The organism is Bacterioplanes sanyensis, from assembly GCF_014652515.1.
GTDB classification, from domain to species: domain Bacteria; phylum Pseudomonadota; class Gammaproteobacteria; order Pseudomonadales; family Oceanobacteraceae; genus Bacterioplanes; species Bacterioplanes sanyensis.
On sequence record NZ_BMYY01000006.1, the window covers coordinates 24,493 to 46,448 of the forward strand.

23 protein-coding genes are annotated in these 21,956 nt (G+C 51.6%); 10 read left to right on the forward strand and 13 right to left on the reverse strand.

Going from position 1 to position 21,956, the window contains the following annotated elements:
* Positions 1-41: 41 nt before the first annotated feature.
* Together IE090_RS10235 and IE090_RS10240 are read right to left on the reverse strand one after the other, a co-directional pair.
* Entirely contained in the window at positions 42-467 is a 426-nt protein-coding gene (locus tag IE090_RS10235) for a bifunctional diaminohydroxyphosphoribosylaminopyrimidine deaminase/5-amino-6-(5-phosphoribosylamino)uracil reductase RibD (protein ID WP_189388288.1), read from the reverse strand.
* Positions 468-524: 57 nt separating this feature from the next.
* Positions 525-947, reverse strand: a complete 423-nt coding sequence (locus IE090_RS10240; protein ID WP_189388289.1) for a VOC family protein — start codon at positions 945-947, stop codon at positions 525-527.
* Between the two features lie 196 nt (positions 948-1,143).
* Here IE090_RS10240 and IE090_RS10245 point away from each other — a divergent pair, with 196 nt between their 5' ends.
* The gene (locus IE090_RS10245; protein WP_189388290.1) at positions 1,144-1,767 is read left to right on the forward strand and encodes a LysE family translocator; all 624 of its coding nucleotides are present in this window, start codon (positions 1,144-1,146) and stop codon (positions 1,765-1,767) included.
* Here IE090_RS10245 and IE090_RS10250 read toward each other — a convergent pair.
* The 7 genes from IE090_RS10250 to IE090_RS10280 all read right to left on the reverse strand — a co-directional run bounded on the left by IE090_RS10250 (position 1,764) and on the right by IE090_RS10280 (position 8,029).
* Positions 1,764-2,120, reverse strand: coding sequence for a cupin domain-containing protein (locus tag IE090_RS10250; RefSeq protein WP_189388291.1), 357 nt, complete (start codon positions 2,118-2,120; stop codon positions 1,764-1,766). The two genes, IE090_RS10245 and IE090_RS10250, sit on opposite strands and share 4 nt — an antisense overlap.
* Positions 2,121-2,453: 333 nt before the next feature.
* Complete coding sequence (locus IE090_RS10255) at positions 2,454-2,900, reverse strand: RDD family protein (RefSeq protein WP_189388292.1); 447 nt, start codon at positions 2,898-2,900, stop codon at positions 2,454-2,456.
* Positions 2,901-2,948: 48 nt separating this feature from the next.
* A complete protein-coding gene (locus IE090_RS10260) occupies positions 2,949-4,148 on the reverse strand; it encodes a type III PLP-dependent enzyme (protein WP_189388293.1) in 1,200 nt (399 codons plus the stop codon).
* A gap of 439 nt (positions 4,149-4,587) precedes the next feature.
* The gene (locus tag IE090_RS10265; RefSeq protein WP_229815685.1) at positions 4,588-5,388 is read right to left on the reverse strand and encodes a delta-class carbonic anhydrase; all 801 of its coding nucleotides are present in this window, start codon (positions 5,386-5,388) and stop codon (positions 4,588-4,590) included.
* A 486-nt stretch (positions 5,389-5,874) separates the two neighbouring features.
* A complete protein-coding gene (locus IE090_RS10270) occupies positions 5,875-6,309 on the reverse strand; it encodes a YqaA family protein (RefSeq protein ID WP_189388295.1) in 435 nt (144 codons plus the stop codon).
* On the reverse strand, positions 6,306-7,001 hold the full coding sequence (locus IE090_RS10275) for a gamma-glutamyl-gamma-aminobutyrate hydrolase family protein (protein WP_189388296.1): 696 nt from the start codon (positions 6,999-7,001) through the stop codon (positions 6,306-6,308). Before IE090_RS10275 ends, IE090_RS10270 begins: the two co-directional genes overlap by 4 nt.
* Before the next feature lie 14 nt (positions 7,002-7,015).
* Positions 7,016-8,029: an amidoligase family protein gene (locus tag IE090_RS10280; protein ID WP_189388297.1), complete on the reverse strand. Its 1,014-nt coding sequence runs from the start codon at positions 8,027-8,029 to the stop codon at positions 7,016-7,018.
* 507 nt (positions 8,030-8,536) lie between these two features.
* On the opposite strand from IE090_RS10280, the gene IE090_RS10285 reads away from it, so the two are divergent.
* Positions 8,537-9,151, forward strand: coding sequence for a hypothetical protein (locus IE090_RS10285; protein ID WP_189388298.1), 615 nt, complete (start codon positions 8,537-8,539; stop codon positions 9,149-9,151).
* Positions 9,152-9,393: 242 nt separating this feature from the next.
* On the forward strand, positions 9,394-10,458 hold the full coding sequence (gene fba, locus IE090_RS10290) for a class II fructose-bisphosphate aldolase (protein WP_189388299.1): 1,065 nt from the start codon (positions 9,394-9,396) through the stop codon (positions 10,456-10,458).
* A 656-nt stretch (positions 10,459-11,114) separates the two neighbouring features.
* On the opposite strand, the gene IE090_RS10295 is transcribed toward fba, so the two are convergent.
* The gene (locus IE090_RS10295) at positions 11,115-11,858 is read right to left on the reverse strand and encodes a substrate-binding periplasmic protein (protein WP_189388300.1); all 744 of its coding nucleotides are present in this window, start codon (positions 11,856-11,858) and stop codon (positions 11,115-11,117) included.
* 370 nt (positions 11,859-12,228) lie between these two features.
* Here IE090_RS10295 and IE090_RS10300 point away from each other — a divergent pair, with 370 nt between their 5' ends.
* The 5 genes from IE090_RS10300 (at position 12,229) to IE090_RS10320 (ending at position 17,001) form a co-directional block, all read left to right on the forward strand.
* Positions 12,229-12,699: a bacteriohemerythrin gene (locus IE090_RS10300; RefSeq protein ID WP_189388301.1), complete on the forward strand. Its 471-nt coding sequence runs from the start codon at positions 12,229-12,231 to the stop codon at positions 12,697-12,699.
* 504 nt (positions 12,700-13,203) lie between these two features.
* Positions 13,204-14,235 (forward strand): phospholipase C/P1 nuclease family protein, encoded by a 1,032-nt coding sequence (locus IE090_RS10305; protein ID WP_189388302.1) that lies wholly within the window; start codon positions 13,204-13,206, stop codon positions 14,233-14,235.
* On the forward strand, positions 14,235-15,572 hold the full coding sequence (locus tag IE090_RS10310) for a peptidylprolyl isomerase (RefSeq protein ID WP_189388303.1): 1,338 nt from the start codon (positions 14,235-14,237) through the stop codon (positions 15,570-15,572). The genes IE090_RS10305 and IE090_RS10310 overlap by 1 nt, the downstream gene beginning before the upstream one ends.
* A complete protein-coding gene (locus IE090_RS10315; protein ID WP_189388304.1) occupies positions 15,569-16,150 on the forward strand; it encodes a hypothetical protein in 582 nt (193 codons plus the stop codon). Before IE090_RS10310 ends, IE090_RS10315 begins: the two co-directional genes overlap by 4 nt.
* 104 nt (positions 16,151-16,254) lie before the next feature.
* Positions 16,255-17,001 carry a DUF4336 domain-containing protein gene (locus tag IE090_RS10320; protein ID WP_189388305.1) on the forward strand — a complete coding sequence of 249 codons (747 nt, stop codon included), beginning with the start codon at positions 16,255-16,257 and terminating at the stop codon, positions 16,999-17,001.
* Positions 17,002-17,057: 56 nt separating this feature from the next.
* Here IE090_RS10320 and sstT read toward each other — a convergent pair whose 3' ends face one another.
* From sstT to dapC, 3 genes are all read right to left on the reverse strand, one after another.
* Complete coding sequence (sstT, locus tag IE090_RS10325; protein ID WP_189388306.1) at positions 17,058-18,260, reverse strand: serine/threonine transporter SstT; 1,203 nt, start codon at positions 18,258-18,260, stop codon at positions 17,058-17,060.
* 298 nt (positions 18,261-18,558) lie between these two features.
* A complete protein-coding gene (locus IE090_RS10330) occupies positions 18,559-18,984 on the reverse strand; it encodes a SufE family protein (protein WP_189388307.1) in 426 nt (141 codons plus the stop codon).
* 17 nt (positions 18,985-19,001) lie between these two features.
* Entirely contained in the window at positions 19,002-20,192 is a 1,191-nt protein-coding gene (dapC, locus tag IE090_RS10335) for a succinyldiaminopimelate transaminase (RefSeq protein WP_189388455.1), read from the reverse strand.
* Between the two features lie 414 nt (positions 20,193-20,606).
* Here dapC and IE090_RS10340 point away from each other — a divergent pair, with 414 nt between their 5' ends.
* Both IE090_RS10340 and IE090_RS10345 read left to right on the forward strand, forming a co-directional pair.
* Positions 20,607-21,368: an alpha/beta fold hydrolase gene (locus IE090_RS10340; RefSeq protein WP_189388308.1), complete on the forward strand. Its 762-nt coding sequence runs from the start codon at positions 20,607-20,609 to the stop codon at positions 21,366-21,368.
* Positions 21,369-21,434: 66 nt separating this feature from the next.
* The gene (locus IE090_RS10345) at positions 21,435-21,956 is read left to right on the forward strand and encodes a GNAT family N-acetyltransferase (protein WP_189388309.1); all 522 of its coding nucleotides are present in this window, start codon (positions 21,435-21,437) and stop codon (positions 21,954-21,956) included.

Genomic DNA, 21,956 nt, shown 5'->3' on the forward strand with positions numbered 1-21,956 from the left:
GGAAAGGACTGTCTGAGGCCGAGACCGCAAAAATTCAAGCCTCAGGAATGCCCGAGGTAGGGATGCAGAAATGCCGCTACCTGATCCGCAGCACAGCCCACTTCAACGCTTATACCGGCATTTTTCAGAATCGTTATGCCGCGGCCGTTATTGCGCGGATCTGGGTCGAGTAGGGCAACCACGACTCGTTGGATGCCGCTGCGCGCCAGCATCTGCGCACAAGAAGGCGTGCGTCCGGCAAAAGAGCAAGGTTCTAGAGTGACATAGGCCGTCACTTCCGACAGCGAGCCTTGGTACTGCTTGATGGCCTGTACTTCGGCATGATTACCACCAATGGCCTGGGTATGGCCCTGTGCCACTGGCTTCCCATCTTTTACCAGTACACAGCCTACTGGAGGGTTGGGTAGGCAAGCAGGCAGTGCTTGCTGTGATAGCGCCAGTGCCTGCTGCATAAACACAGTGTCCATGATTTATTAATAGCCCGTCGATGGTTGACTGAGGGCCGTTTATTCGGCCCTGCTGGGTTAATTATCATTGTCATTGCGCTCAATGGGAAGGTCGGTCAAATACTGTACAAACTCAACCTCATAGCCATCAGGGTCGATAAAGTAGCGGTTTTTACGGTATTTACCATCACCGCCGGACGGCGTGGGTTCAAAGCCCGCTGCCATTAAGCGCGCCGCCAAGGCATCCAGATTGCTAGTCACGAAGGCCAAGTGAGATAAGCCAATGTCGTTGCTTTCGCGGTTTCTGTTGGCGCCGGTGCCGTTATCGTTAAAGGTTAAAAACTGATAGTCGTCGCCAAAGTGCACCCAGCGCCGCTCTGTGCCATACCAATTGCCACGCCCTTCGGTGCGAACGCGCCAGTGCGGAAATGCAGCACGGTAAAAGTTCAGGGTGCGATCGATGTCTTTTACGACGAGGTTGAGGTGTTCAAGTTGAATCATGATCTTGTCCTTTTTTATGTAGATTTAGCAGTCGCTGCGTCCTGACTGCTGACAAGATGGAATGCTAAAACCTCAACAAAGGTTGAGGTAAAGTCTGGATGCATAGTTTGTTTTTATGGCGTTGATAGCAAGCAGGCGCATCGCCGCGCTATACTGCTGAGCTTTCTGTCACCTTGTTATCTTGTGGAGCTTGGCCATGAACTGGGCGGTGCTGGCGGCGTTTATTCCCACCTTTGCGTTAATTTCTCTGACTCCTGGGATGTGCATGGCACTGTCGATGAGCTTGGGCATGACCATTGGTGTGCGTCGCACCATGTGGATGATGGCCGGTGAACTGGTGGGCGTTGCCCTGGTAACGATTTGCGCCGTGTTAGGCGTAGCCGCGCTGATGCTGAAAGCGCCGAGTGTCTTTATTGCCTTTCAGCTACTGGGCGGCGCTTATCTGTTGTGGCTGGGTTGGCAAATGTGGCAATCCAAAGGTTCATTGGCGATACCGGAGCAGCCCGAAGATCGTGACTACAGCCGCTGGGGCTTAATTAGCCAGGGCTTTTTAACGGCCGTCGCTAACCCCAAAGGCTGGGCATTTTTAGTGGTATTTATGCCATCATTTTTGGATTCTGAACGGCCGCTTGTGCCGCAACTCGCGGTATTAATGACGTTTCAGTTATTACTGGAGTGGGGATCGCTAATGCTTTATGCCGGCGGCGGCTCTGGGCTGCGGCGCTGGTTATCTCAGCGCCACTCGGTGCAGCGATTAAATCGAGTGGCCGGCACCTTAATGATGGGTGTGGGTGTGTGGCTGGCCAGTGGGGCGTTTTAATCGGCCGCTTCATCCGCCACAACCCGATCACCATGGCTCGGCGGTGTGGACGTGACCAGAAACACCACATCTTCCTGGCTTAGGTTTTTCATTTGGTGCGCTACTCCGGCGGGCACATGCACGCCCTGCTGCGGTGTTAAGGTTATGGCTTCACCATTCACCTCTAACGTTGCCTCTCCCTCTAACACAAAAAAGAATTGCTCGGCTTTTTGATGGTAGTGGCGTACTTCAGCTTTACCGGCGGGCAATCGTTCTTGAATCACGCTCAAGTTCGGGCTTTTTACCAGGTGCCAGCCATCACAGCCATCGCCCCAATGGTAGTGCTCGGCAGTTTTCCTACAAATCATCGACATAGATTATTCCACTTCTTGTAAGCGCCCGCCGCATTGTTGAAAGCATAGGTTAAAGTCTGTCTGACAGCGGCCGTACTGCGGCGCATGGTAGCATTGATTTCTAGCGCAGTGGGTTTGTGAGCAAGGCTCCCGGCGACACTCGGAGCGATTATCTGAGTATTTAAGGCAGGCGGAGTATTCTGCTTCCGACCTAGCCTGATAATCGCTGGCGACTGTGTTCAAGCACGCACGCAGGGCTGTGCAGAATTATTCAGAAGTGCCTTAATCGTGATCATGCACGAATCATAATGTGGAGCCGATCAGCCCAAGCACTTATTGTATCGACGGATATGATTAACGACCAGCTGGCTTGCGTATCACACGTGTATTGGCCAAACGGTCATGAAAGCCTTGGTGAGTTTTACTAAGAAAAATAGGAATGGCCAGTAGAATATTAAATGAAATGAGAAAGCAGAACAGCACTGAACGCTTCAGCAGTTGCCGTGTTGTGGCTGGTTCTAGAGTATCGGCATCGACAATGACCAGCTTAAACAAACGCTTGCCAATATTGATATTCAAGGCCCAATAAATAAAGAAGCTAATGGGCACCACGGCAAAAATAATCCACTCAATAGGGGGATGTTGCTCCAGCCAGCCATATTGCACCAGGTAGCGTTGAACCAATCCCACCGTTCCCATGATCAGGATAAGGTCGATAATAATGGCTGGAAGGCGCAGTGCTGCCACATCGTCTTTGTGCATGACTCTTCCCTGCTGTTGCTTGCTGTGAGCGTGAAGCATACAAGCCAACGTCCTTGTCGGCTAGATTACCAGAGTGCGATTAACCGATTAACCGATTAACCGTTCTTCACTGACGGCATCTTCATTCAACACCACGGTATGAGCGCGTTTGAAGAAGTTAAAGTCCGTGGCGGTCGCACTGGTGTAGGCGCCCATCATTTTGGCAATCACCAGATCGCCATTTTCCAGCTTGGGCAGCAGGATGTTTTCAGCAATCACATCAATGCTGTCACAGGTTGGGCCAGATAATACACTGGCATACTGCTCACCGTCTTGCTTCAAGGTGTGCAGTGGGTACTTGGCATCGTCAAATATCAAACCACTAAACGAACCATAAATACCGTCATCCAAGTAATACCAGATCTGGCCTTCACGCTCAGCGCTACCCATAATAGATGCGACACTGGTCATGGCAGGGGCAACAATAAAGCGCCCAGGCTCAGCCAATACCTTCACTGTGTCAGGCAGTTCGTTCAAAGCCGCATTAATGGGCTGACAAAACTGCTCGATGCTCATGACGTCGGTGTTGTAACGTACTGGAAAACCACCGCCAATATCCAGTGTACTCAGCGCTGGTAAGCCTGCTTCTACTACCTGTTGCATTAGGCTGGCACAAGCACCGATGGCATCCACATATTTTTGTGGATTGGTGGTTTGTGAACCAACATGGAACGACAAGCCCTTAATGTGAATGTTCCACTCTTTCGCCATGCTGATAATCGCCATGGCTTGCTCTGCATTGCAGCCAAATTTTTTCGATAAATCAGCAAAGGCTTCAGAGTTTCTGAAACTTAAGCGCACCAGCAGCTCAACGTCATCGCTGTAACGACGGAATTTTTCCAGCTCGTTCAGGTTATCGACCACAAATACTCGAGTGCCATAAGCCAGAGCGTCACGAATATCGCTGTCGCGTTTAATCGGGTGGGTGTGAATAGTACGCTCGGGCTCTACACCTTGTTGTTGTACCAGTTCGACTTCGCCTGTCGTCGCCAGGTCAAAGCAAGCACCTTCCGCCATCAAAGTACGCACCACAGCAGGATGCGGTAACGGCTTTAACGCAAAGTGCAGGGTTACGCTGGGCAGTGCTTGTTGCAAAGCACGGTACTGCTGGCGAATAGCGTCGCAGTCGAGCAGCAATAAAGGGGCACCAAACTGCGCAACAGACGACTCAATCAGTTGAACCTGATCCAGCGTTAAGGCATCGGAAGAATATGACTGAAAATCTAATACAGAATGAGCAATAGCCATCGCCTGTCTCCAACCAGTTGAAGCACTTTTCAGTTATTAATAAGAAAAGTGGAGTGTCAAAAAAAGCACGTAAGTGCAGTCAAAGTCACTCTTGGATAGTTGCTCTATCACCTTGCCACAATGGTTGTGATGTACTCGGATTGGCTATCAACAAGAAGTGAGCTGATAGTAGAACCGCAGTGGGTTAGGCGCAATAAAAAACTCAGGGGTGGATGATGATAAATTTTGATCGTCAGGATCAAGGGTGACTATGAATAATTCAATGCCCGCTCTGGCGCTTCTCATAGGGCCGGGCGGCAGGCGTCCATAACGTTGTTGGCGATGGTGAAAACTGCCATCGCCGCCTTGTTCCGATAGCCTGCTGCGCTCGTGCAGAGCTGTGCAACATTATGCAAAGGTGCTCTAAAAAAAGCCCGCCGCAGCGGGCTGAGATAAGGGGCTACTGGATGTTGGACAGCAGCTCTGGGTTAGTGACCAAGTTACGCACGCCGTGAGCGTGATCTTCGTTAAAGACGTTGTTGCCACACCAGCGGCCAACGGATTCGATGTTCACCTTCTTTACTTCAGGTCGCACACTCCAGCTGACCTGAAATGGCGAGCCTTTTTCGTTGTAGCCTGGGCCTGTGGTGGAGCCGGCATACTGCACTGGGATGCCGGTATCACTGGGAATGTTCAGCGCTTGGTGATAGCCATTGCGCTCGCCAATCGCAGTCAGTTCGGTGAAGTCGGCGGCACTGTCGTCGTTAACCAACACATATACTTGAGTTTCGACACGCAATTGCGGGTTTTTAATGGCATCGCTTAAACAGGCACCGAGTGTAGGTCCAGGGCGAACTTGCGCGGTGGAGTGAACATAATGCAACTCAATGGTGTCGCCTGGCACCAGGCCACCGTGAGTGCTTGGACAAACAGGCTGAGTCGTCGGTGCGAGTTCGGCAGCGCTTAGCTGGCCAGTATATTGGTAGCCTGTGCCAAAACCTTGGCCGTCTCCATCACCCGCATACCGAGTAAATTCACCGCCTTTGTGCTCAGCGTTTTTATGGAAATGAATATTGCATAGGTTCATCTGGGTAAAGGCAGGGGCTGGGCCGAACTGAATGGCATTATTGCCTGTGCCGTTATCGATATCACGCGGTGACTGCGGACCAAAGCCCTTACCTTGGGTGTTGGACGCCAACTGCTGGCGCTGTTGATCGGGCGTCTTGGTTTCGGTGGGCGTAGCACTCTGTTGATTGGCCATGCTGGCACAACCTGTAACCAACAGAGCGCTTGTTAACAGAGCGATGGAATTCCGTATCATGCAGTAACCTCGATGGCTGAATAAAAAATAAGTTATCCGGTATTTTTCTATCAGCTACCAGTCAAGCTGCGTAATGTTTTGCTATGAGATGATAAGGAATACTGACTTGGAAGTAAGAAAGACACTGCTGAACGAATGTTAATAGTGCCATTATCCACACAAGAAACAGTGTTAAGTTTTATATTTCGTCTATTTCTCGGAAGTATCATTTTTTACAGTAGGAAGTCACCCACAGTGGAACAACTCATTTGCCAGTACACAGAGAGTCACTATATGCTGGCGGTCCGGATAAGCTAGCGAGTTATTCGAGGTGCCCTAGCGTCGGCTTGAACAGCACTTATAACATGGCCATGAGCCGAGCTTAATCATGGTTTGGTCATTACCAGAAAACTGTGAAAAAGATGCTGGCTCACTGTAAAAACGCCGTTACAGTGAGCCAGGTAAAGCGGCCTTAGCCAGCAGCATCACCACGTAGTAGCGCGCACCTTTGCCAATCAGCACCAAAACAAAAAACAGCCAAAAATTCACCCGCATGATACCGGCTACCAGGGTTAAGGCATCGCCGCCAACGGGCAGCCAGGAAAACAGCAAGCTCCAAACACCATAGCGTTGAAAATAATATTGGCTTTTCTCTAGCCTTTCTTCAGACGCAGGAAACCAGCGTTTATGCTGAAAATGCAGTAAATACCGCCCTAACCACCAGTTCACGCAAGCCCCCAGAGTATTGCCCAAGGTGGCACTGGCCCATAGCAGCCCCTGATGATAACCACCCGTCATCAGAGCGACGAGCACGACTTCGGAATAAAACGGCAGCAAGGTGGCAGCTAAAAAGGCGCTGGCAAATAGCGAAAGATAACTCATAGTCGATACAATACGTTGTCCGTTTTTTTCACGGCATGGCTAAAGGCTGTGAATAGCCGTCTATGCGTGGCTGACCACAGTAAATATTCTGGGTGCCACTGAACGCCCACCTGAAACAGCGCGGAGCGGTTTTCAAACGCTTGAATAAAGCCATCGGCATCCCAGCCGACGGCCGATAGCGGCTCAGCGATGCGATCAATGGCCTGATTGTGCAGGCTGTTTACCTTAATTTGGTTTTGGCCATAAATATCAGCCAGTCGACAGTCGGCCTCAAAATCAACCCATTTAATCGGTAAAATGCTGTTGCGGTTGGGGGTGACGTTGCGCAGTGGGCGAATATCCTGATACAGGTTGCCACCTTGCACAATGTTGAGTAGCTGTGAGCCACGGCAAATCCCCAATACGGGAATGTTGGCCTGCAGCGCTTTGCGAGCGACATCCATTTCTAATTGATCGCGCTCTGGGTCGTAATCGGCACCGGCGTCGCCTGTCATTCCATAATGTTCGGGTTCAATGTCGTTACCGCCGCATAAAATCACACCACGTATATTGCCATCAATATTGGGCTTTTTTGCGGTAACGTAGCGAGCCTTTAAGCCGTGTAAGCGAACCAGCAATGAGGTCGCCCACCAGGCAGTTTTTAAGCGTTTGACCGGGCCTGTGATGGCAACGATGGGAGTTTCTTCTGACATAAAAAAATAGCCGTTTATTGCGTGTCCAAATCCACCAGCCAGTGCTGACATTGTACCGCCCAATCATCATCGATAAATCGTGTTAAGCGCTGTAGCTCTAAACGAAATACCCGGCACACTTTAGCGAGTTTTTCTTGATCCTGGGCTAGGTGCTCCACCTGCAGCCACTCTCGCCAAATACTATCGATGCTCCAGTTGGGGTTATCAATATCACAGTTAGGCAAGCGGTAGTGCAGGGTTGGTCGGGCTGTGACTCGTTGATCGTGAACGACTCGGCGTACCCTTTGCTCGTCCAGGTAGGTAAATAGTGGCAGCATATCCAAACTGCGATTGCGAGTGGGGTTGGCTTCTAAATAGTCATCAATTAATTCACTTAGCGCTGGCTGGTAATTTAAATTGATAACTTTTTCCACATAGGATTGTGGGAAATGGTTGATATAGGGCGTAACGCGCCGCACCAAATCAATATCTTCTTGCAAAGCGATCCAGTCGTAGAGGCAAAAATAAGCACGCATGTAGGCCAAAATGGTTGCGGCTTGTAAATCTGGCAGCTCCATATTTAAATGCACGCCAAAAGCAAAGCGCAGTGACTCGCGCGTGCCCTTGGCACCGCGCTGGCGTAGCTGATGCACCATATCGTCCAGTCGATGCAGCTGTGCAAACTCAAACGGTGCAGTGACAATTTCCCAAGGAACGAACTGCTCAGCGGCTAACGATAAAAGCTCCATTGAGAAATCGTCTAGCAGGCTATCTTCATCGTTTTTTTGTCCTGCTTCATAGGATTGTGCTAATTGCTTAAGTTGCTGTGCATCCAGCTCCAGTGCAAACGTACCCAGCTCACTGTCCGTTAGCTCATGTTCAAAGTGACTGTGTTTTACGACCGTACCTCCAAAACAGCCGTGCATAACATTGAGGATGTCTGCGGCAGGCAAGCCAGCAAACTCGATCTCCACACCAATACGCCTAGGGCGCTCGTCTTGCCCAACAGAGCAGGGCGGAAGTAGCGTGCTTTGTGATGAAGATGCCATGGTGGATGCCCCAGTGTCGCCGAAAACGGTTACCAGCATTGCATATCTGTCTGGCGAAACAAAATGAGTAGCCGCTACTGGTGCGTCACTGGTTGGGTGCAGCGGAAGAAATGGTGGGAGAAAACCAGCGCAAGTGGGTGGGTCATATTGGTAGCGCTTCTCGGCTCAGCCTCTACTATCGGCTTGTTGGTCATGGCAGTTTCTGGTGTAGAAATTGCTGTTGCTTGAGTACCTCTGAATAATACTGCCGCAGCCCTGCGGGGATCGCCAGAGAGCTTCAGCTCTGTGTCACCGATGTTGGCTGTGGCTGGCTGGAGTAAAAAACGGCTTCGTGACCTGAAGCCCTCTGGTGATTCCGAGCGGGCACCGAATTATTCAGAGGTGCCCTTGTTTTTCAGCGGAGAAATAGACATGGCCAACTTTCGTAAAAAGGCAATTCAATACACAGGCACCTTATTGTTTGGCAGTTTGGTAGAAAACATGGGGCGCAAGTATTATCAACAGAATATGCAAGACTGGCAAAAGAAGCGCGATTATCACACTCCATATGGGCAGCAGTATGCTAGTCATATGAATAAAACTATGGATAAGCCCTTTGAAGACAGCTATTTGCAGTCATTTGATGCGCGCAACTGGCAGCTACCGAAACCAGATATGGATATGATGAAAACAGCTCAATATGCTTGGCAAACGGATACCGCTCAAAAGAAGAGAGATGCTACCGCTGCTCTTAAACAAAGTGCCAAACATGCTGCTCAAGAGCTACTAGAAGATCCGCTAAAAAAAGCTCGTGAAACGGCGGCCAAGGTGCAAAAAGTCAAGGGGCAGTACGATGCATTTCAACAGGATGGTGATCAGTTGCAGCAGCATGCTCAGCAAATGACTGCGCAAAAAACTGCAGAAATGGCCCAAAGTTTGGGTCGCAACGCCATGCTCAAAGCGCCCGGTTATTTAATGCCAGGTTTTGTCGGTTTAGCTTACCGCAGCTTCTTTACCGCTAAGATGGTCGGTAACTTTGGCACTCAGTATAACGAGTTGAGCGAGACGCACCGCAAGGCACCAGGTACCTTTAAGCAGCAACGCGATGCGTGGTTAGAATCGACAAATAAAAGCAGCAAATAGGCAGGGTGTGCCCACATGAGTTGGGTATATAGACGAGAGCCAAGTGCCTGCTGCTGTCGAGACTCCCCGTGCGAGGGCGCGCCTAAGCCCTCGGCGCTACCATGGCTAGGTTAGAGATGGCTAAGGCAGAGGCTCTACGGCCTCCCTGCCCCTCCATTCGCCCATGGCCTATGCGTGTTTCGCTAAGGCGGAGAAATCGCTAGAATAGCGCCCATTCTTTCTATCGAACTAAGGTGAATCCCATGGCTTTGATCAGCATGCGTCAAATGCTGGACCACGCCGCCGAGCATGGTTACGGTGTCCCAGCGTTTAACGTTAACAATCTGGAGCAGATGCGTGCCATCATGGAAGCGGCGGACAAAACCGACTCGCCCGTGATCGTGCAGGCCTCTGCCGGTGCGCGCAAATATGCCGGCGCGCCTTTCCTGCGTCACCTGATTCTGGCCGCCATCGAAGAGTTTCCGCACATTCCTGTGTGCATGCACCAGGATCACGGCACCTCACCTGCGGTATGTCAGCGCTCTATTCAGCTGGGCTTTAGCTCAGTGATGATGGACGGCTCATTGGGTGAAGATGGCAAAACGCCAGCCAGCTACGAATACAATGTTGATGTCACCAAGCGCACCGTTGAAATGGCTCACGCCTGCGGTGTGTCTGTAGAGGGTGAACTGGGCTGTTTGGGCTCATTGGAAACCGGCCAAGCCGGTGAAGAGGACGGCATTGGCGCCGAAGGCACCCTGAGCCACGATCAAATGCTGACCGACCCAGAAGAAGCAGCAGACTTTGTTAAGCAAACCAATGTTGATGCCCTAGCCATTGCTTGCGGTACTTCGCACGGTGCTTATAAGTTTACCCGTCCACCAACGGGTGACATTTTGGCCATCGACCGCATTAAAGAAATCCACAAGCGCATTCCTAATACCCACCTGGTCATGCACGGTTCTTCTTCTGTACCGCAAGAGTGGTTGGCGATCATCAACGAGTTTGGCGGTGAGATTCCGGAAACCTACGGTGTGCCGGTTGAGCAAATCGTTGAAGGCATTAAATACGGCGTACGCAAGGTCAACATCGATACCGACCTGCGCTTGGCGTCCACCGGTGCCGTGCGTCGCTTCCTGGCAGAAAACAAAGCCGAGTTTGACCCGCGTAAATATCTGATCGCTTCTATGCAAGCCATGACAGATATTTGTATCGCGCGTTACGAAGCCTTTGGTACCGCAGGCAATGCCTCAAAAATCAAAGCGCAATCGCTGGATACCATGTACGAGCGCTACCTGACCGGAGAGCTGGACGCGAAAATCAACTGATTTAGCGTTTAAGTTAAGTGATTAAAGAAACCCGCAGCATGAAAGTGCAGCGGGTTTTTTATTGTGTTAAATGGTAGACCACGACAGTCGCCGGAGCGCCAACAACCTTCATCTCGCTAGGATTTTGCCGGACACAGCTATTGCTAACCTAAGTGGCTTATTTAGGTACGTAAAAACTGAGCGTTAGGTCGAGGGCTTGGCTAGGAAGTAGGGAGCTTGCAGGTACGCTTTTAGTTGGGGTCAGAGCTTAAGCTCTGACCCCTGTATTTGCGTTTTATTTCTCGCTACATTTAATGCCCTCTTGAGGTAATCCCTCACGCCGGTGGAAGACCGGACTCGCGCACGAGGCGCTTTTTAACGCAGCAGAAACAACGTAGATCGCTATCCGCCTGCTTTGCGCTGCGCAGACCGTTCTTCCTTCGTTGCCAATACTGTGGTCGCCGCATCGCAAAAAGCCTACGTCCTTGTAGGCCTTTTGTTGACGAGCCCCCTGCGGGCACAGCCATTAACCACTCAGTCGGCCTGCTAAGTTACGAGCAGCTTGGGTGCGAGAGCGAGAGTGTAACGACTTACCTACAGGGCTCAGATGAATATCCGGTTTGAGTGTGATGCCTTGAAACCGAGAGCGCGTTTATATGTTTCCGGTTGTTATTCGATCACTGTTGATTGAAACGAGATAGAATTGCTTGGATAGTTCCATCGGATTTCATTTCGTTCAGTGCTGCGTTGAATTTTTTGGTTATTTCAGCACCATCCGGGCGTTTTTTGGTAATGGCGCAAAATAGTTCAAATGACTTAAAAGGTGGGTTGATCAGTTCAAAATTATCTTTTAAACCAGCAAGTTCTGAGCTGTTATTTAGTTGGTAGTAAAATTGTTGACGACCCATAATGATGAGATCGACTCGATCAGCAGCAAGCTTTTTAAGGTTTTGAACATCATCAGTAGTCTCATCAACATCAAATCCCTTGGAGCGGAGTTCTTCTAGCTGAGCCGATCCCCTCATTGCGCCGATTTTATACCTTTTTAATCCTTCCAGTTGATTAAACTCAATTCCCCGCCCAATATTTTGAATGAACACTTCATCGTTAGTGTGAACAATATCACTATAGTAGAAGGTTTTCGCTCGATCTTCGCTGTAGTAAGCACCCAGAAGTCCATCATATTTACCTTTTCTTGCCTCTTCCAAAGCTCTCTTCCAAGGCAGGAAATCGACTACTAATTCATAACCTGCGCGTTTGTATGCTTCTCTCGCGATTGCTGTAAAAAAGCCGTTCTCGGGCAAGTCATCACCATAAAAAGGTTGCCAGTTGACTGTTGCAAGAGAGATCTTTTCGGCAAGTGCCCAGTTAGATGAAAGCACCATTGTCAGTACACATAAAAAGGTTTTAATAATGCTCATGCCAGTATTCCTCACATGGGAAGGTAAAAGAATTTAAACATTAGCCAGCACCAGAAAAATGAAAGTTAAAATAATATGATTAGACCTAACGAGAGATTGCCATAACTGCATTTTATGACAAAAGGTACAATTGTACGGTTATCTCTAATGCCTTTGCTGTAATGGCGAGACATTGAACGGTTGTTGTGAGTCGCAGGGCAACGTCTTGGCATCTTAAGCCTAAGGTGGTTGCTCATTTTGTTGTTGTCCATGCGATACGAGCACTGAGCAATAACCACTCATTTTGTATGGTATTGATCTGTATCAATAGTATGCCGCTACGATTTTTTAGACTGACCTGACGAACAATAACAACGAAAGAGGTCAGTGCATGGAGCAATTTGTCTGGACCGACGATCTGAACTTAGGGATCGATATCATTGATGCCCAGCATCGCCGCATCGTCGATTACATTGCCGAAATTGGCCAAGCCATTGAGCAGCAAGACGCCGCATTGGTGTTTGATGTGATGGAACGGTTGAAAGACTACACCCTTGATCACTTTTCGTTTGAAGAGCAACTGATGCAAAAGGCTGGCTATGTTCTGTGCGAGGCGCACCAGGCCAAGCACCGACGCTTTGAAGATAAGGTCGAGCGGCTGTCAGACTCCTTGCGCCAAGGCGATGATCCCTTTGGCGTGGCTCGGCGTATACGCAATACGCTGATGGCTTGGCTGATTCAGCACATCAAGCATGAAGATATTGACTACGTGCCGGTGGTAAAAAAGGTGCTGGCCAAGGAGCAAAGTTGGATCAGCGGAGCGCTGAATCGCATTTTTAATGGCGGCGTCACTCAAAGCTGAGCGAAGCCCGCTGCTATCAGGCCAAAAAAAACGGCGATGTCGAAACATCGCCGCACACAGGCAATAAAGAGTGGAGAGCTCAGAGTAATTCCCAAGCGTACGAGCCGGAATCAGGCAGGTGCCTGATTCTTGCGCACAACGGTCTGACGGGCTGCTTGCAATAGAGTTCCTAATGCGCAGCGCTGTTGACCAATTCTGACGTAATCCGCCTTCGAAGCGCCCACACTGCTCGCCTTGCCAAACTGGTCAATGCAGCGGTGGTATTTGTGTTTGGCCAATGCGGTGGGCTGGACCTGCCACTCCTTTTCTTTGAGTACCATCGTTTGGTTTGCTGTGACCTCTGCGGACGCTGATCATCACCAAAAAAGACAGCGCCGTTCGTAGATGTGTCGTCGCAGGCCAACTCCAGTCGCGACACTTGGCTGGCTATTGTCAGGAGTTTGTCAATGATGGTGGAATGCCCTCCCGCAGCGCATTACTACAACAATAACTGGGAAGGTAGGCATGAAAGCAACGCTCACCCTGGCTCTGGGCGGCTTGATGGCGATAAGCGCCAGTCAGTCGCAGGCATTTACTCAGCCAACACACAAACGCATTGTGCAAGACGCCATAGCCTATATGGAGCGTCATCCAGAAAGCACCGAATACGCCAAACTGGTAGCGGCCGCACAAGCGGCAGGCTACAGCATGGAGCAGTTTGCTGAAGAGGTTGGTCAAGCCGCCTACGATGTCGACGATTTTGCTGATACCTTCCTGTGCGGTGCCATTACCGGTGATTGTGTCGAAGCGCCGGTATGGGGTGCAGGCTCCTCCATTGTTAAATACACCTCTTATTGGCATTTTCAAAACCACACTCGTGGCGGTGACGCGCACGGCAACGATTTAGGCGGCTACAACTACGACCTGCTGACAGTATGGGGCGCCGTCGATAACATGGCGGCCACCTGGTTACGCGGTGATCACCTAGATGACGGTGAAGGCGGTATGACAGGTTGGTGTTTTTTCTGGTCATGCAACGAGGACTCAGAGTACAACAGCTACGGCATTACCGAAGCTAACTATCGCCAAGGCAGTCACTCGCACAAAGGCATGTACGAAGACTTTGAGAAAATGCCGTTCCAGCCCATCGATAACATGGGCCAGCATTGGTACAACGAGTTTTGGCAGCAGCCCACGGCTCAGACGTTAGGCTTTGTATTACACGCCACCGATTTGCTGCAGCCGCATCACACTTGGACTACATCCGATTTAAATCACTCGGGGTGGGAAAGCTGGGTGGAAGACCACTACGCCAGCTTGCGCCTGAATGACGATGCACTGGTGAGTGACGCCCTGAACAGCTTCACGCCGATTCCGGCCCATCAGCGCGATATTCGCCCGCTACTAACCGAAGGTGGCGCTATTTCTTACAGCCAGGGCGGCATGGTGCTGAGCTCCACTGCGGCGGCGGATCGTGAACAAGTGGCGAAAATCGTTATTCCGCATGCCATCGCCATGACGGTGCATGTGTTAAACCATGCGGCTAATCGCTTCTGATGCGGGCTCTGATCTCTTGGCTAGTGTGGGCTGGGCTGTGTATTAGCCCAGTTCAGGCCGCTATCGACTATCAACTGCAAAGTGATGAACTGATTGCGCAATTGCAAGTCGCCGATCAGCCACAGCTATCACTGAGCAAGACGCTGGTCGACGTATTTGTGCAGCATCAGCAGCAAGCCGCACAACGCCATGGTCAGCCGGTCACGGCTCGGCTGGTTGTGCAACAGTTGTTAGACGATGCCGTATTGGCCGCCCATGCGCAGCAGCGGTACGACGCCGAGCAGTTATGGCCAAAGCAACGTGTGGGTTTCGACTACCAAGTCGATCGCCAGCGCCAGCAAGCGGCCTTGTTACGTGGCTATTACGGCCAAGCCATTGAGCAAGCGATCAAAGCCTTGCCCGATGGCTCGTTAGCCTCTGTGGTGCAATGGCAGTCGGAGCTCGACTTGAAGCCTCTGACTTTGCAGCCTGGCCTGACCATTGACTTGACCCCAGATCAACGCCAGCAAGCTGGGCAGATGATCGTAGTGAGTACCGACTTTAACCAGGATGGCGAACCCGAGCAGCACATCACGGCCTTGGATATTTACCAACGCCAAAACGTGCAAGGTCGGTTAGCGTTGCAACAAGGCGATGTGGATTACCTGAAAGCCCAGGCGCGTCAGCGCGTTGGAGAGTTGTTTATTCAGCATTGGGTGCAGCAGCGTTGGAGCCATGCTGACTGGCAGGCGCTCGAACAGGTGTTAGTGAATCAGCAGCTGGCACAGCGACTACGCCAGCTGGTGGGCGTTTATGCCGATATTCACGATGACAACCCCGCCTTGCGGGCGGCAGCGGAGCAGGTGACAGACAAGCAACTGCAGCAGGCCTACGCGCGCCATCGGGACGATTTTAAAGTGGTGGAGCGGGCCAAGGTACAGCGCATCCAGCTGGCTGACCAGCACAGCGCAGATCGTGTTTATCAAGCGCTGCAGAAGGGCTTGAATTTTGAGCAAGCTGCAACCCGCTATTCACTCACTAACGACACCGAGCTGGGTTGGCTGCAGCGCAGCGATCAGCCGCGCAGCTGGATGCACAGCGTCGCTTTTACCCAGCCTGAAGGGCACATTTCTAAGCCGTTTCGTAGCCCGCAAAACACAGGCCCAGTGGTGTATGAAATTGTGCGCATCGTTGCGCGAGAGGACGGTTTTTTACCGCTGAGCGATGCCGGTGTGCGCTATGAGTTGGCGCGTGAAATTGCCGCGCAGCAGCTGTTACAGAATTATCAGCAGCTGCAGCAGCGCTTGCGCCAGCAGGCAACTATTTCACTTAACCAGCGCTTGGCAGGAGCGTCGTGAAGACTATCGCTGGGCTGCTGCTCGCGCTGGCCGCCGTTGGGTGGTGGTTGCCACCGGTGGCGGTCAAGCGCTTGCCGCAGACCGATGACAGTGTGGCCATCACCTTACCGGCAAAGCGTCAGCCGCTGCTCGCTGAGCAGCACACGGCTGAGCCTGCGCTGGCACCCTCTGGCGCGGCCCATGAAGCTAGCGAGGCAGAGGAGACGCTGGACCCAGCAGCCATTGAAAGCCTGCGTAACGGCCGCCTGCAGGGTGACGCGCGTGCTCCCAAACTGAGCCCCACCATAGTACGCACCGCCCCCACGGCAGCGGAGCTGCAACATCACGATGCGTATTTGGCCTACGAGCAGCGCCAAGATAAACAGCTCAAACGCGCCTATGTTGAAGCCGCTAAGGTAAAGGTCCGCGAGTTACAAAACTGGATCGAAAAAGGCCGGCAACACGGCATTAGCGATGAGCAAATCGCTCAAGCGCAACGCAAGCTCGAAGGCATTGAGGCCATGGCCGCAGAGCTCAAGCAGCAGCACCCTGACTTGCTCAATGACGAGTTTCGACCACAGCAAACGCCTTGGCTGTAAATCGCTGCTATTGCACAGAACGCCGCTCCCCTTGCGTCACATGAGCGACTGACATCCCTAACGCTATGCCGGTATAGTGCAAAAAAACGCTCAAGGAGGATGCCATGCTCGAGCTTGCCGATGATATCTGGGTGGTAGCGGGAGAAACCGTGCCGTTTTTCACGCTTCCATTTTCTACGCGCATGGTGGTGGTGCGCTTAGCCGATGGCGGCTTGTGGATTCATAGCCCGGTGCGTTTGCGGCCGGCCATGCAGCAGCAATTAGATGCGCTCGGTGAGGTACGTTACCTCATTGCCCCTAACGCACTGCATCACTTGTTTTTGGCCGACTGGCAGGAGGCCTACCCTCAGGCGCATAGTTATGGCACTCAAGGCGTCGCTAAAAAACGCCCAGACCTACACTTTGATGGCATCCTCGACGACGCCAACCAATGGCCCTGGCAGCCGTCGCTGCACACGGCTTTCATCACCGGCTCGGCGGTTATGCAAGAAGCGGTGTTTTTTCACCGCCCCAGCCATACTTTGATTGTGACGGACCTGATCGAGAATTTTGCCAAAGATGCGTTACCCATCGGCAAGCGCTGGCTGGCACAGCTGGCCGGGGTGGTGGCCCCCAATGGCAAAACACCGCTGGATTGGCGCTTAACCTTTTATGGTCATAAAAGCGAGATTCGCAGCCACATCGAGCAGTTGTTGAGCTGGCAGCCGCAACGCATAGTGATGGCGCACGGCGTTATCGTGCATGAGCAGGCCGAGGCATTTTTACGCCGATCGTTTGCCTGGACAGGCATTCGAACAGGCATTCAAACAACAACATCAGAGCTGGCCGACAGAACTGAGCCCGTGGAGTGAGCGGGGGGCAAATAACAGAAGGAAAGCGGCCTTGAGCACAAGGCCGCTAACGGGCATTAGGCGTCGCGCTGCGATGCCGCCGCGGTAAAGACCACATCGGTCGAGCTGTTCAGCGCCGTTTCGGCAGAATCCTGCACCACGCTGATAATAAAGCCCACCGACACCACCTGCATGGCAACGCTTTGGTCGATGCCAAACAAGTGACACGCCAGTGGAATCAGCAGTAAAGAACCGCCGGCAACGCCGGATGCGCCACAGGCTGAAACGGCTGCGACCACGCTCAGCAGCAGCGCTGTGCCCATGTCTACCTGAATGCCCAGCGTGTTGGCGGCCGCCAGCGTTAACACGGTCACGGTAATGGCCGCACCGGCCATATTGATGGTCGCGCCCAGCGGGATAGACACGGAATAGACGTTTTTATCCAATTGCATGTCTTTGCACAGCTGCATATTGACCGGAATGTTGGCCGCCGAGCTGCGGGTAAAAAAGGCGGTAACGCCGCTTTCGCGCAAGCAGCGTAGCACCAGTGGGTAAGGGTTAGAGCGCGTCATCAACCATACCAAGGCCGGGTTAATCACCAAGGCGACAAACAACATACTGCCAACAATGACCATCAGTAGCTGACTGTAGCCCGCCATGGCGGCAAAGCCTGTATGTGCCAAGGTGTTGGCCAACAAGCCAAAAATACCGATAGGCGCCAACTGAATGACCCAGCGAATCACTTGTGAGACGGCATCGGATAAGTCACCCAATGCTTGGCGTGTGCTGTCACTGGCGTGGTGCAAACTGATACCCAGCGCCGTAGCCCATACCAAAATGCCCACGTAGTTGGCCTCGGTGATGGCAGTAATTGGGTTAGCGACCATATTGGTCACTAAGGTACCCAGCACCTGCGCTAAGCCCTCTGGCGGGGTAACGCTGACCTCGCTGGACTCCAGCACCAGTTCGGTGGGAAAAGCAAAGCTGGCCACCACGGCGGTTAAGGCCGCGGCCAAAGTGCCGACTAAGTACAGGCCCAAGATCGGACGAATATTCGATTGGGTATCGCGCTGGCGGTTGGCAATGGCTGAGATCACCAAGAAAAATACCAGCACTGGCGCCGTCGCTTTTAAAGCGCTGACAAAAATGGTTCCTAAAATGCCCACTTGCTTAGCGGCTTCTGGGGCGATCAGGACCAAGGCAACGGCCAGTATGATGCCGATAACTATACGGCTCACCAGTGAGGTGGCGTCCATAAAGCGTTTAATTATAGATAGCATATTAAGCTTCCGGGAAATTCAAAAAGCCGCAATAAGCCGGTTTTGTATTTAACAGTCAAGGGAATGGGCGGAATTGTCGCAAACTGGGCGGGAAATCTGCGGTTATTTGATTGTTTTACGTAATAAGCGCTAGGGGGTTTTACCTGTTAAGAGACTTTTGAATAAATGCTGTAGGTCATGCAATGGCGACGTCAGAGGAGCTTGGTCAGCCGCCCATGCCGATGCTGGCCATCACTGCCTTAGGCGTTACGCCGCTGTGGCAGCTTGGCTGCCACAGCGAAAGGCGAGCAGCGCAGCATTACGCCGCTTCTGCGGTCGCGCGGATTGTTTGCACCATAGAGCGCAAGCCGTTGCCGCGGGTTGGGCTTAAGTGTTTGATCAAGTCGATATCAGCAAAAAAGCTTTCGATATCAAACGCCAGCACTTCGGCTGGGGTTTTATAGTTGTAGGCCGTCAGCACTACGGCCAGTAGGCCGCGTACGATGTGGGCATCGGAGTCGGCTTCAAACACCAGTTTGCCATCGTCGCTGTGGTGATCGATCCACACCTGGCTTTGGCAGCCGCGCAGCAAATAGTCGTCGTTCTTTTTGCTGTCATCCATGGCGGGCAGTTGCTTGCCTAGATCAATAATGTATTTATAACGCTCTTCCCAATCGTCGAAAAAGCCCAAGGTGTCGAGAATGTCTTCGGTGGTGATGTCTAGGCCAAATGCTGTGCTTGTCATAACGTTGCTCGTCACTGTTACAAAGTAGAAATAAATTGGCGAATGCGCTGAGCCGCTTCAACACACTCATCCACACTGGCGACCAAGGCCATGCGCACGCGGTTAGCCCCCGGATTCACGCCATCAATGGTACGCGATAAGTACGAGCCCGGTAGCACAGTGACGTGCTGCTCGGCGAATAAGCGTTGGGCGAAGGTTTCGTCGTCGATGGGGGTTTTGGCCCACAAATAAAAGCTCGCATCGCTCTGCTTAACGTCCATGACAGGTTGCAAGATTTCTAATACGGCGCGGAATTTTTGCGTGTATTGGCTGCGATTTTCCTGCACATGGTGCTCATCGCCCCAAGCGGCGATGCTGGCCAGTTGCGTCTGCAACGGCATGGCGCAACCATGGTAGGTGCGATACAGCAAAAATGCTTTGAGAATATCAGCGTCGCCGGCAATAAAGCCGGAGCGTAACCCCGGCAGATTTGAGCGTTTGGACAACGAGTGGAATACCACGCAGCGGCGATAATCGTCCCGGCCTAGGCGGGCACAGGCTTCTAACAGGCCGATGGGGGCAGCTTGGCCATCGATATAGATTTCTGAATAGCACTCATCGCTGGCCACAATAAAGTCGAATTTATCTGCCAGTTCAATTAACTGCTGCAACTGTTGCAGTGACAATACCGCGCCGGTTGGGTTGCCTGGAGAACACAAAAATAGCAGCTGGCAGTCACGCCAGACGTCCTCAGCCACACTGGAAAAATCAGGAATAAAGCCGTGCTCTTCTAAACAGGGCAAAAAATGTGGCTGCGCACCGGCTAAATACGCCGCGCCTTCATAGATTTGATAAAACGGATTCGGGCTGACCACTAAAGGCCGCGCTTGGCTACGATCCACGACTGTTTGGGTAAAGGCAAAAATGGCCTCACGCGTGCCATTAACGGGCAGCACTTGCTCCGTGGTTAACGCATTTAAATCAAAGCGCTGGGTGGCCCAGTCTGCCATTGCTTGATTTAACTCGGGCATGCCCTTAGTGGTGGGGTAGTTTTCAATGCGACCAATATTGTTGACCAGCGCCTGTTGCACCAGATCCGGAGCTGGGTGCTTGGGTTCGCCAATGGACAGTGCGATGTGCTCCAGCTCAGGGTTGGGCGTAACCGCCGCTTTGAGCTGATTGAGCTTTTCGAACGGATAAGGTTGCAGCAACTTCAGATCTGGATTCACTTGGTCACCCCAGTGTTGTAAGCGATGTGGCATTGTAACAGCCTCTGCAGTAGGGCTGCAGCCATGTAGTATGGGATTGCGACTAAGGGTTGACCTCAACTTAGGCTGAGAAGTTAGCGTTTGCGCGTTTTGATCAGAGCTGGCGCAATGGTCTCGGCGCGTCCGCAAAGGATTATCACCGGCGTTTAGGGCTGCATGTTGCTGGCCTTGTTCACCGATTAATTGCACAATGAACTTTAATTGATAGATCTAAAACTAAAATTGACTAGCTCTGGGCCGCAGCAAGTCTCTTTAGCAAGAAATCGGTTTGCTGCTCTAGCCAACTGCAGCCAAGGCGGCGATACAGGGCCAGGGTTCAGAATAGCTGCTCTACTTGCGCAGTAATATCCATGAGATAACCAAGGGTTTTATGTAATGAAAACGCATACGCTACCAATTAATGGAGCCGATATTTTTTATCAAACCGAGGGGGATTCCAATGCACCCTGCTTACTATTGCTGCACGGCGGTTTGGGAAGCCGGCATGATTTCGATGGGGTTCGGCAGCTGCTGTTGCACCACTTCTATGTGGTGCAAATGGATTTCCGTGGCCATGGTTGCTCAACACTGGGCAGCGGCACTATTAGCTATGCGCAGCATCAGCGGGATGTGGTTGCATTATTAGATCACCTAGGAATTAAGCGCTGCTCACTGCTGGGCTTCAGTGACGGCGGCATTGTTGGGTATTGGCTTGCCTCCCAACACCCGCAACGGGTTCAGCAATTGGTGACCGTCGGCGCACAATGGCGGCTGGCGGATGATGATCCGGCACGCAATATTCTAGCCAGTGTGACCGAAAACCTTTGGCGTCAAAACTTTGCTGCAGAGGTCGACATTTACGAGCAAGAAAACCCCGAGCCAGACTTTTCTCGCCTTATTCAACAAGTTCGGGCCATGTGGCTGGAGGCTGCTGGTTATCCTGAACAGCATGTGCGGCGCATTCGCTGTCCTGTATTACTGATGCGTGGTGATGACGACTTTTTATTATCATTAGCAGAAATGTTGGCGCTGCAACAGCAATTAGCCGATGCCAAAATAGCCAATATTCCCATGGCATCACACGCCTTGCTGCAAGAACAACCGGCGGTGGCGGCAGAGCTAATTCGTCAGTTTATAGAAAATAATCAAGCAGATTAACTGCCTGTCTATAGCAGCATTCAGTGATTTTTGTTAAATTCTAAATGCTGCTATAAGGATGTCAGTTTGATAATAAAGCCTGAGCTAGATGTCGATTACGACATGCATATACAAATACAGAATCTTCGCAATCAATGCTTTCCTGATCACGCCGTTCCTCGATCTTACTTTAAACAGTTACCTCGCTATCGGGTGTTGCTATATCGCGAGCACAGGCTTATCGCGACCATGGGGCTGAACTATCGTGTCATGGCGGTAGCAGAAAATGTGCTGAAAATACTCGGTATTATTGACTTATGCGTTGCTGAAGACTGTCGTGCTCAAGGGATTGCTGGGCAAATTCTGGCGCATGTATCTGCTTATGCTGCTGAGCGTGATGTGGACTTTTTATTACTGATGGCCGACCGCCCGGAATACTATGAGAAAAATGGTTTTAAACGAATTGAGTGCGTTGGTGAGTGGCTGAAAATACATGAGCATCAACACTACGGCATCGCACAGGAATTATTAGACGATTTGATGATCAAGCCCATATCTGGAGAGCCTTGGCCAGAAGGAGAGTTAGATTGGCTAGGGTACATGTACTGA

What these genes read in the sequence shown, in the direction of transcription:
- IE090_RS10275 (WP_189388296.1), bottom strand. Translation starts at nt 7,001, where the DNA reads ATGTCAGAAGAAACTCCCATCGTTGCCATCACAGGCCCGGTCAAACGC.
- IE090_RS10310 (WP_189388303.1), top strand. Translation starts at nt 14,235, where the DNA reads ATGCGGGCTCTGATCTCTTGGCTAGTGTGGGCTGGGCTGTGTATTAGC.
- IE090_RS10235 (WP_189388288.1), bottom strand. Translation starts at nt 467, where the DNA reads ATGGACACTGTGTTTATGCAGCAGGCACTGGCGCTATCACAGCAAGCA.
- IE090_RS10280 (WP_189388297.1), bottom strand. Translation starts at nt 8,029, where the DNA reads ATGGCATCTTCATCACAAAGCACGCTACTTCCGCCCTGCTCTGTTGGG.
- IE090_RS10240 (WP_189388289.1), bottom strand. Translation starts at nt 947, where the DNA reads ATGATTCAACTTGAACACCTCAACCTCGTCGTAAAAGACATCGATCGC.
- IE090_RS10320 (WP_189388305.1), top strand. Translation starts at nt 16,255, where the DNA reads ATGCTCGAGCTTGCCGATGATATCTGGGTGGTAGCGGGAGAAACCGTG.
- fba (WP_189388299.1), top strand. Translation starts at nt 9,394, where the DNA reads ATGGCTTTGATCAGCATGCGTCAAATGCTGGACCACGCCGCCGAGCAT.
- sstT (WP_189388306.1), bottom strand. Translation starts at nt 18,260, where the DNA reads ATGCTATCTATAATTAAACGCTTTATGGACGCCACCTCACTGGTGAGC.
- IE090_RS10285 (WP_189388298.1), top strand. Translation starts at nt 8,537, where the DNA reads ATGCAAGACTGGCAAAAGAAGCGCGATTATCACACTCCATATGGGCAG.
- IE090_RS10330 (WP_189388307.1), bottom strand. Translation starts at nt 18,984, where the DNA reads ATGACAAGCACAGCATTTGGCCTAGACATCACCACCGAAGACATTCTC.
- IE090_RS10340 (WP_189388308.1), top strand. Translation starts at nt 20,607, where the DNA reads ATGAAAACGCATACGCTACCAATTAATGGAGCCGATATTTTTTATCAA.
- IE090_RS10300 (WP_189388301.1), top strand. Translation starts at nt 12,229, where the DNA reads ATGGAGCAATTTGTCTGGACCGACGATCTGAACTTAGGGATCGATATC.
- IE090_RS10250 (WP_189388291.1), bottom strand. Translation starts at nt 2,120, where the DNA reads ATGTCGATGATTTGTAGGAAAACTGCCGAGCACTACCATTGGGGCGAT.
- IE090_RS10255 (WP_189388292.1), bottom strand. Translation starts at nt 2,900, where the DNA reads ATGCTTCACGCTCACAGCAAGCAACAGCAGGGAAGAGTCATGCACAAA.
- IE090_RS10260 (WP_189388293.1), bottom strand. Translation starts at nt 4,148, where the DNA reads ATGGCTATTGCTCATTCTGTATTAGATTTTCAGTCATATTCTTCCGAT.
- IE090_RS10270 (WP_189388295.1), bottom strand. Translation starts at nt 6,309, where the DNA reads ATGAGTTATCTTTCGCTATTTGCCAGCGCCTTTTTAGCTGCCACCTTG.
- IE090_RS10265 (WP_229815685.1), bottom strand. Translation starts at nt 5,388, where the DNA reads ATGGCCAATCAACAGAGTGCTACGCCCACCGAAACCAAGACGCCCGAT.
- IE090_RS10295 (WP_189388300.1), bottom strand. Translation starts at nt 11,858, where the DNA reads ATGAGCATTATTAAAACCTTTTTATGTGTACTGACAATGGTGCTTTCA.
- IE090_RS10305 (WP_189388302.1), top strand. Translation starts at nt 13,204, where the DNA reads ATGAAAGCAACGCTCACCCTGGCTCTGGGCGGCTTGATGGCGATAAGC.
- IE090_RS10245 (WP_189388290.1), top strand. Translation starts at nt 1,144, where the DNA reads ATGAACTGGGCGGTGCTGGCGGCGTTTATTCCCACCTTTGCGTTAATT.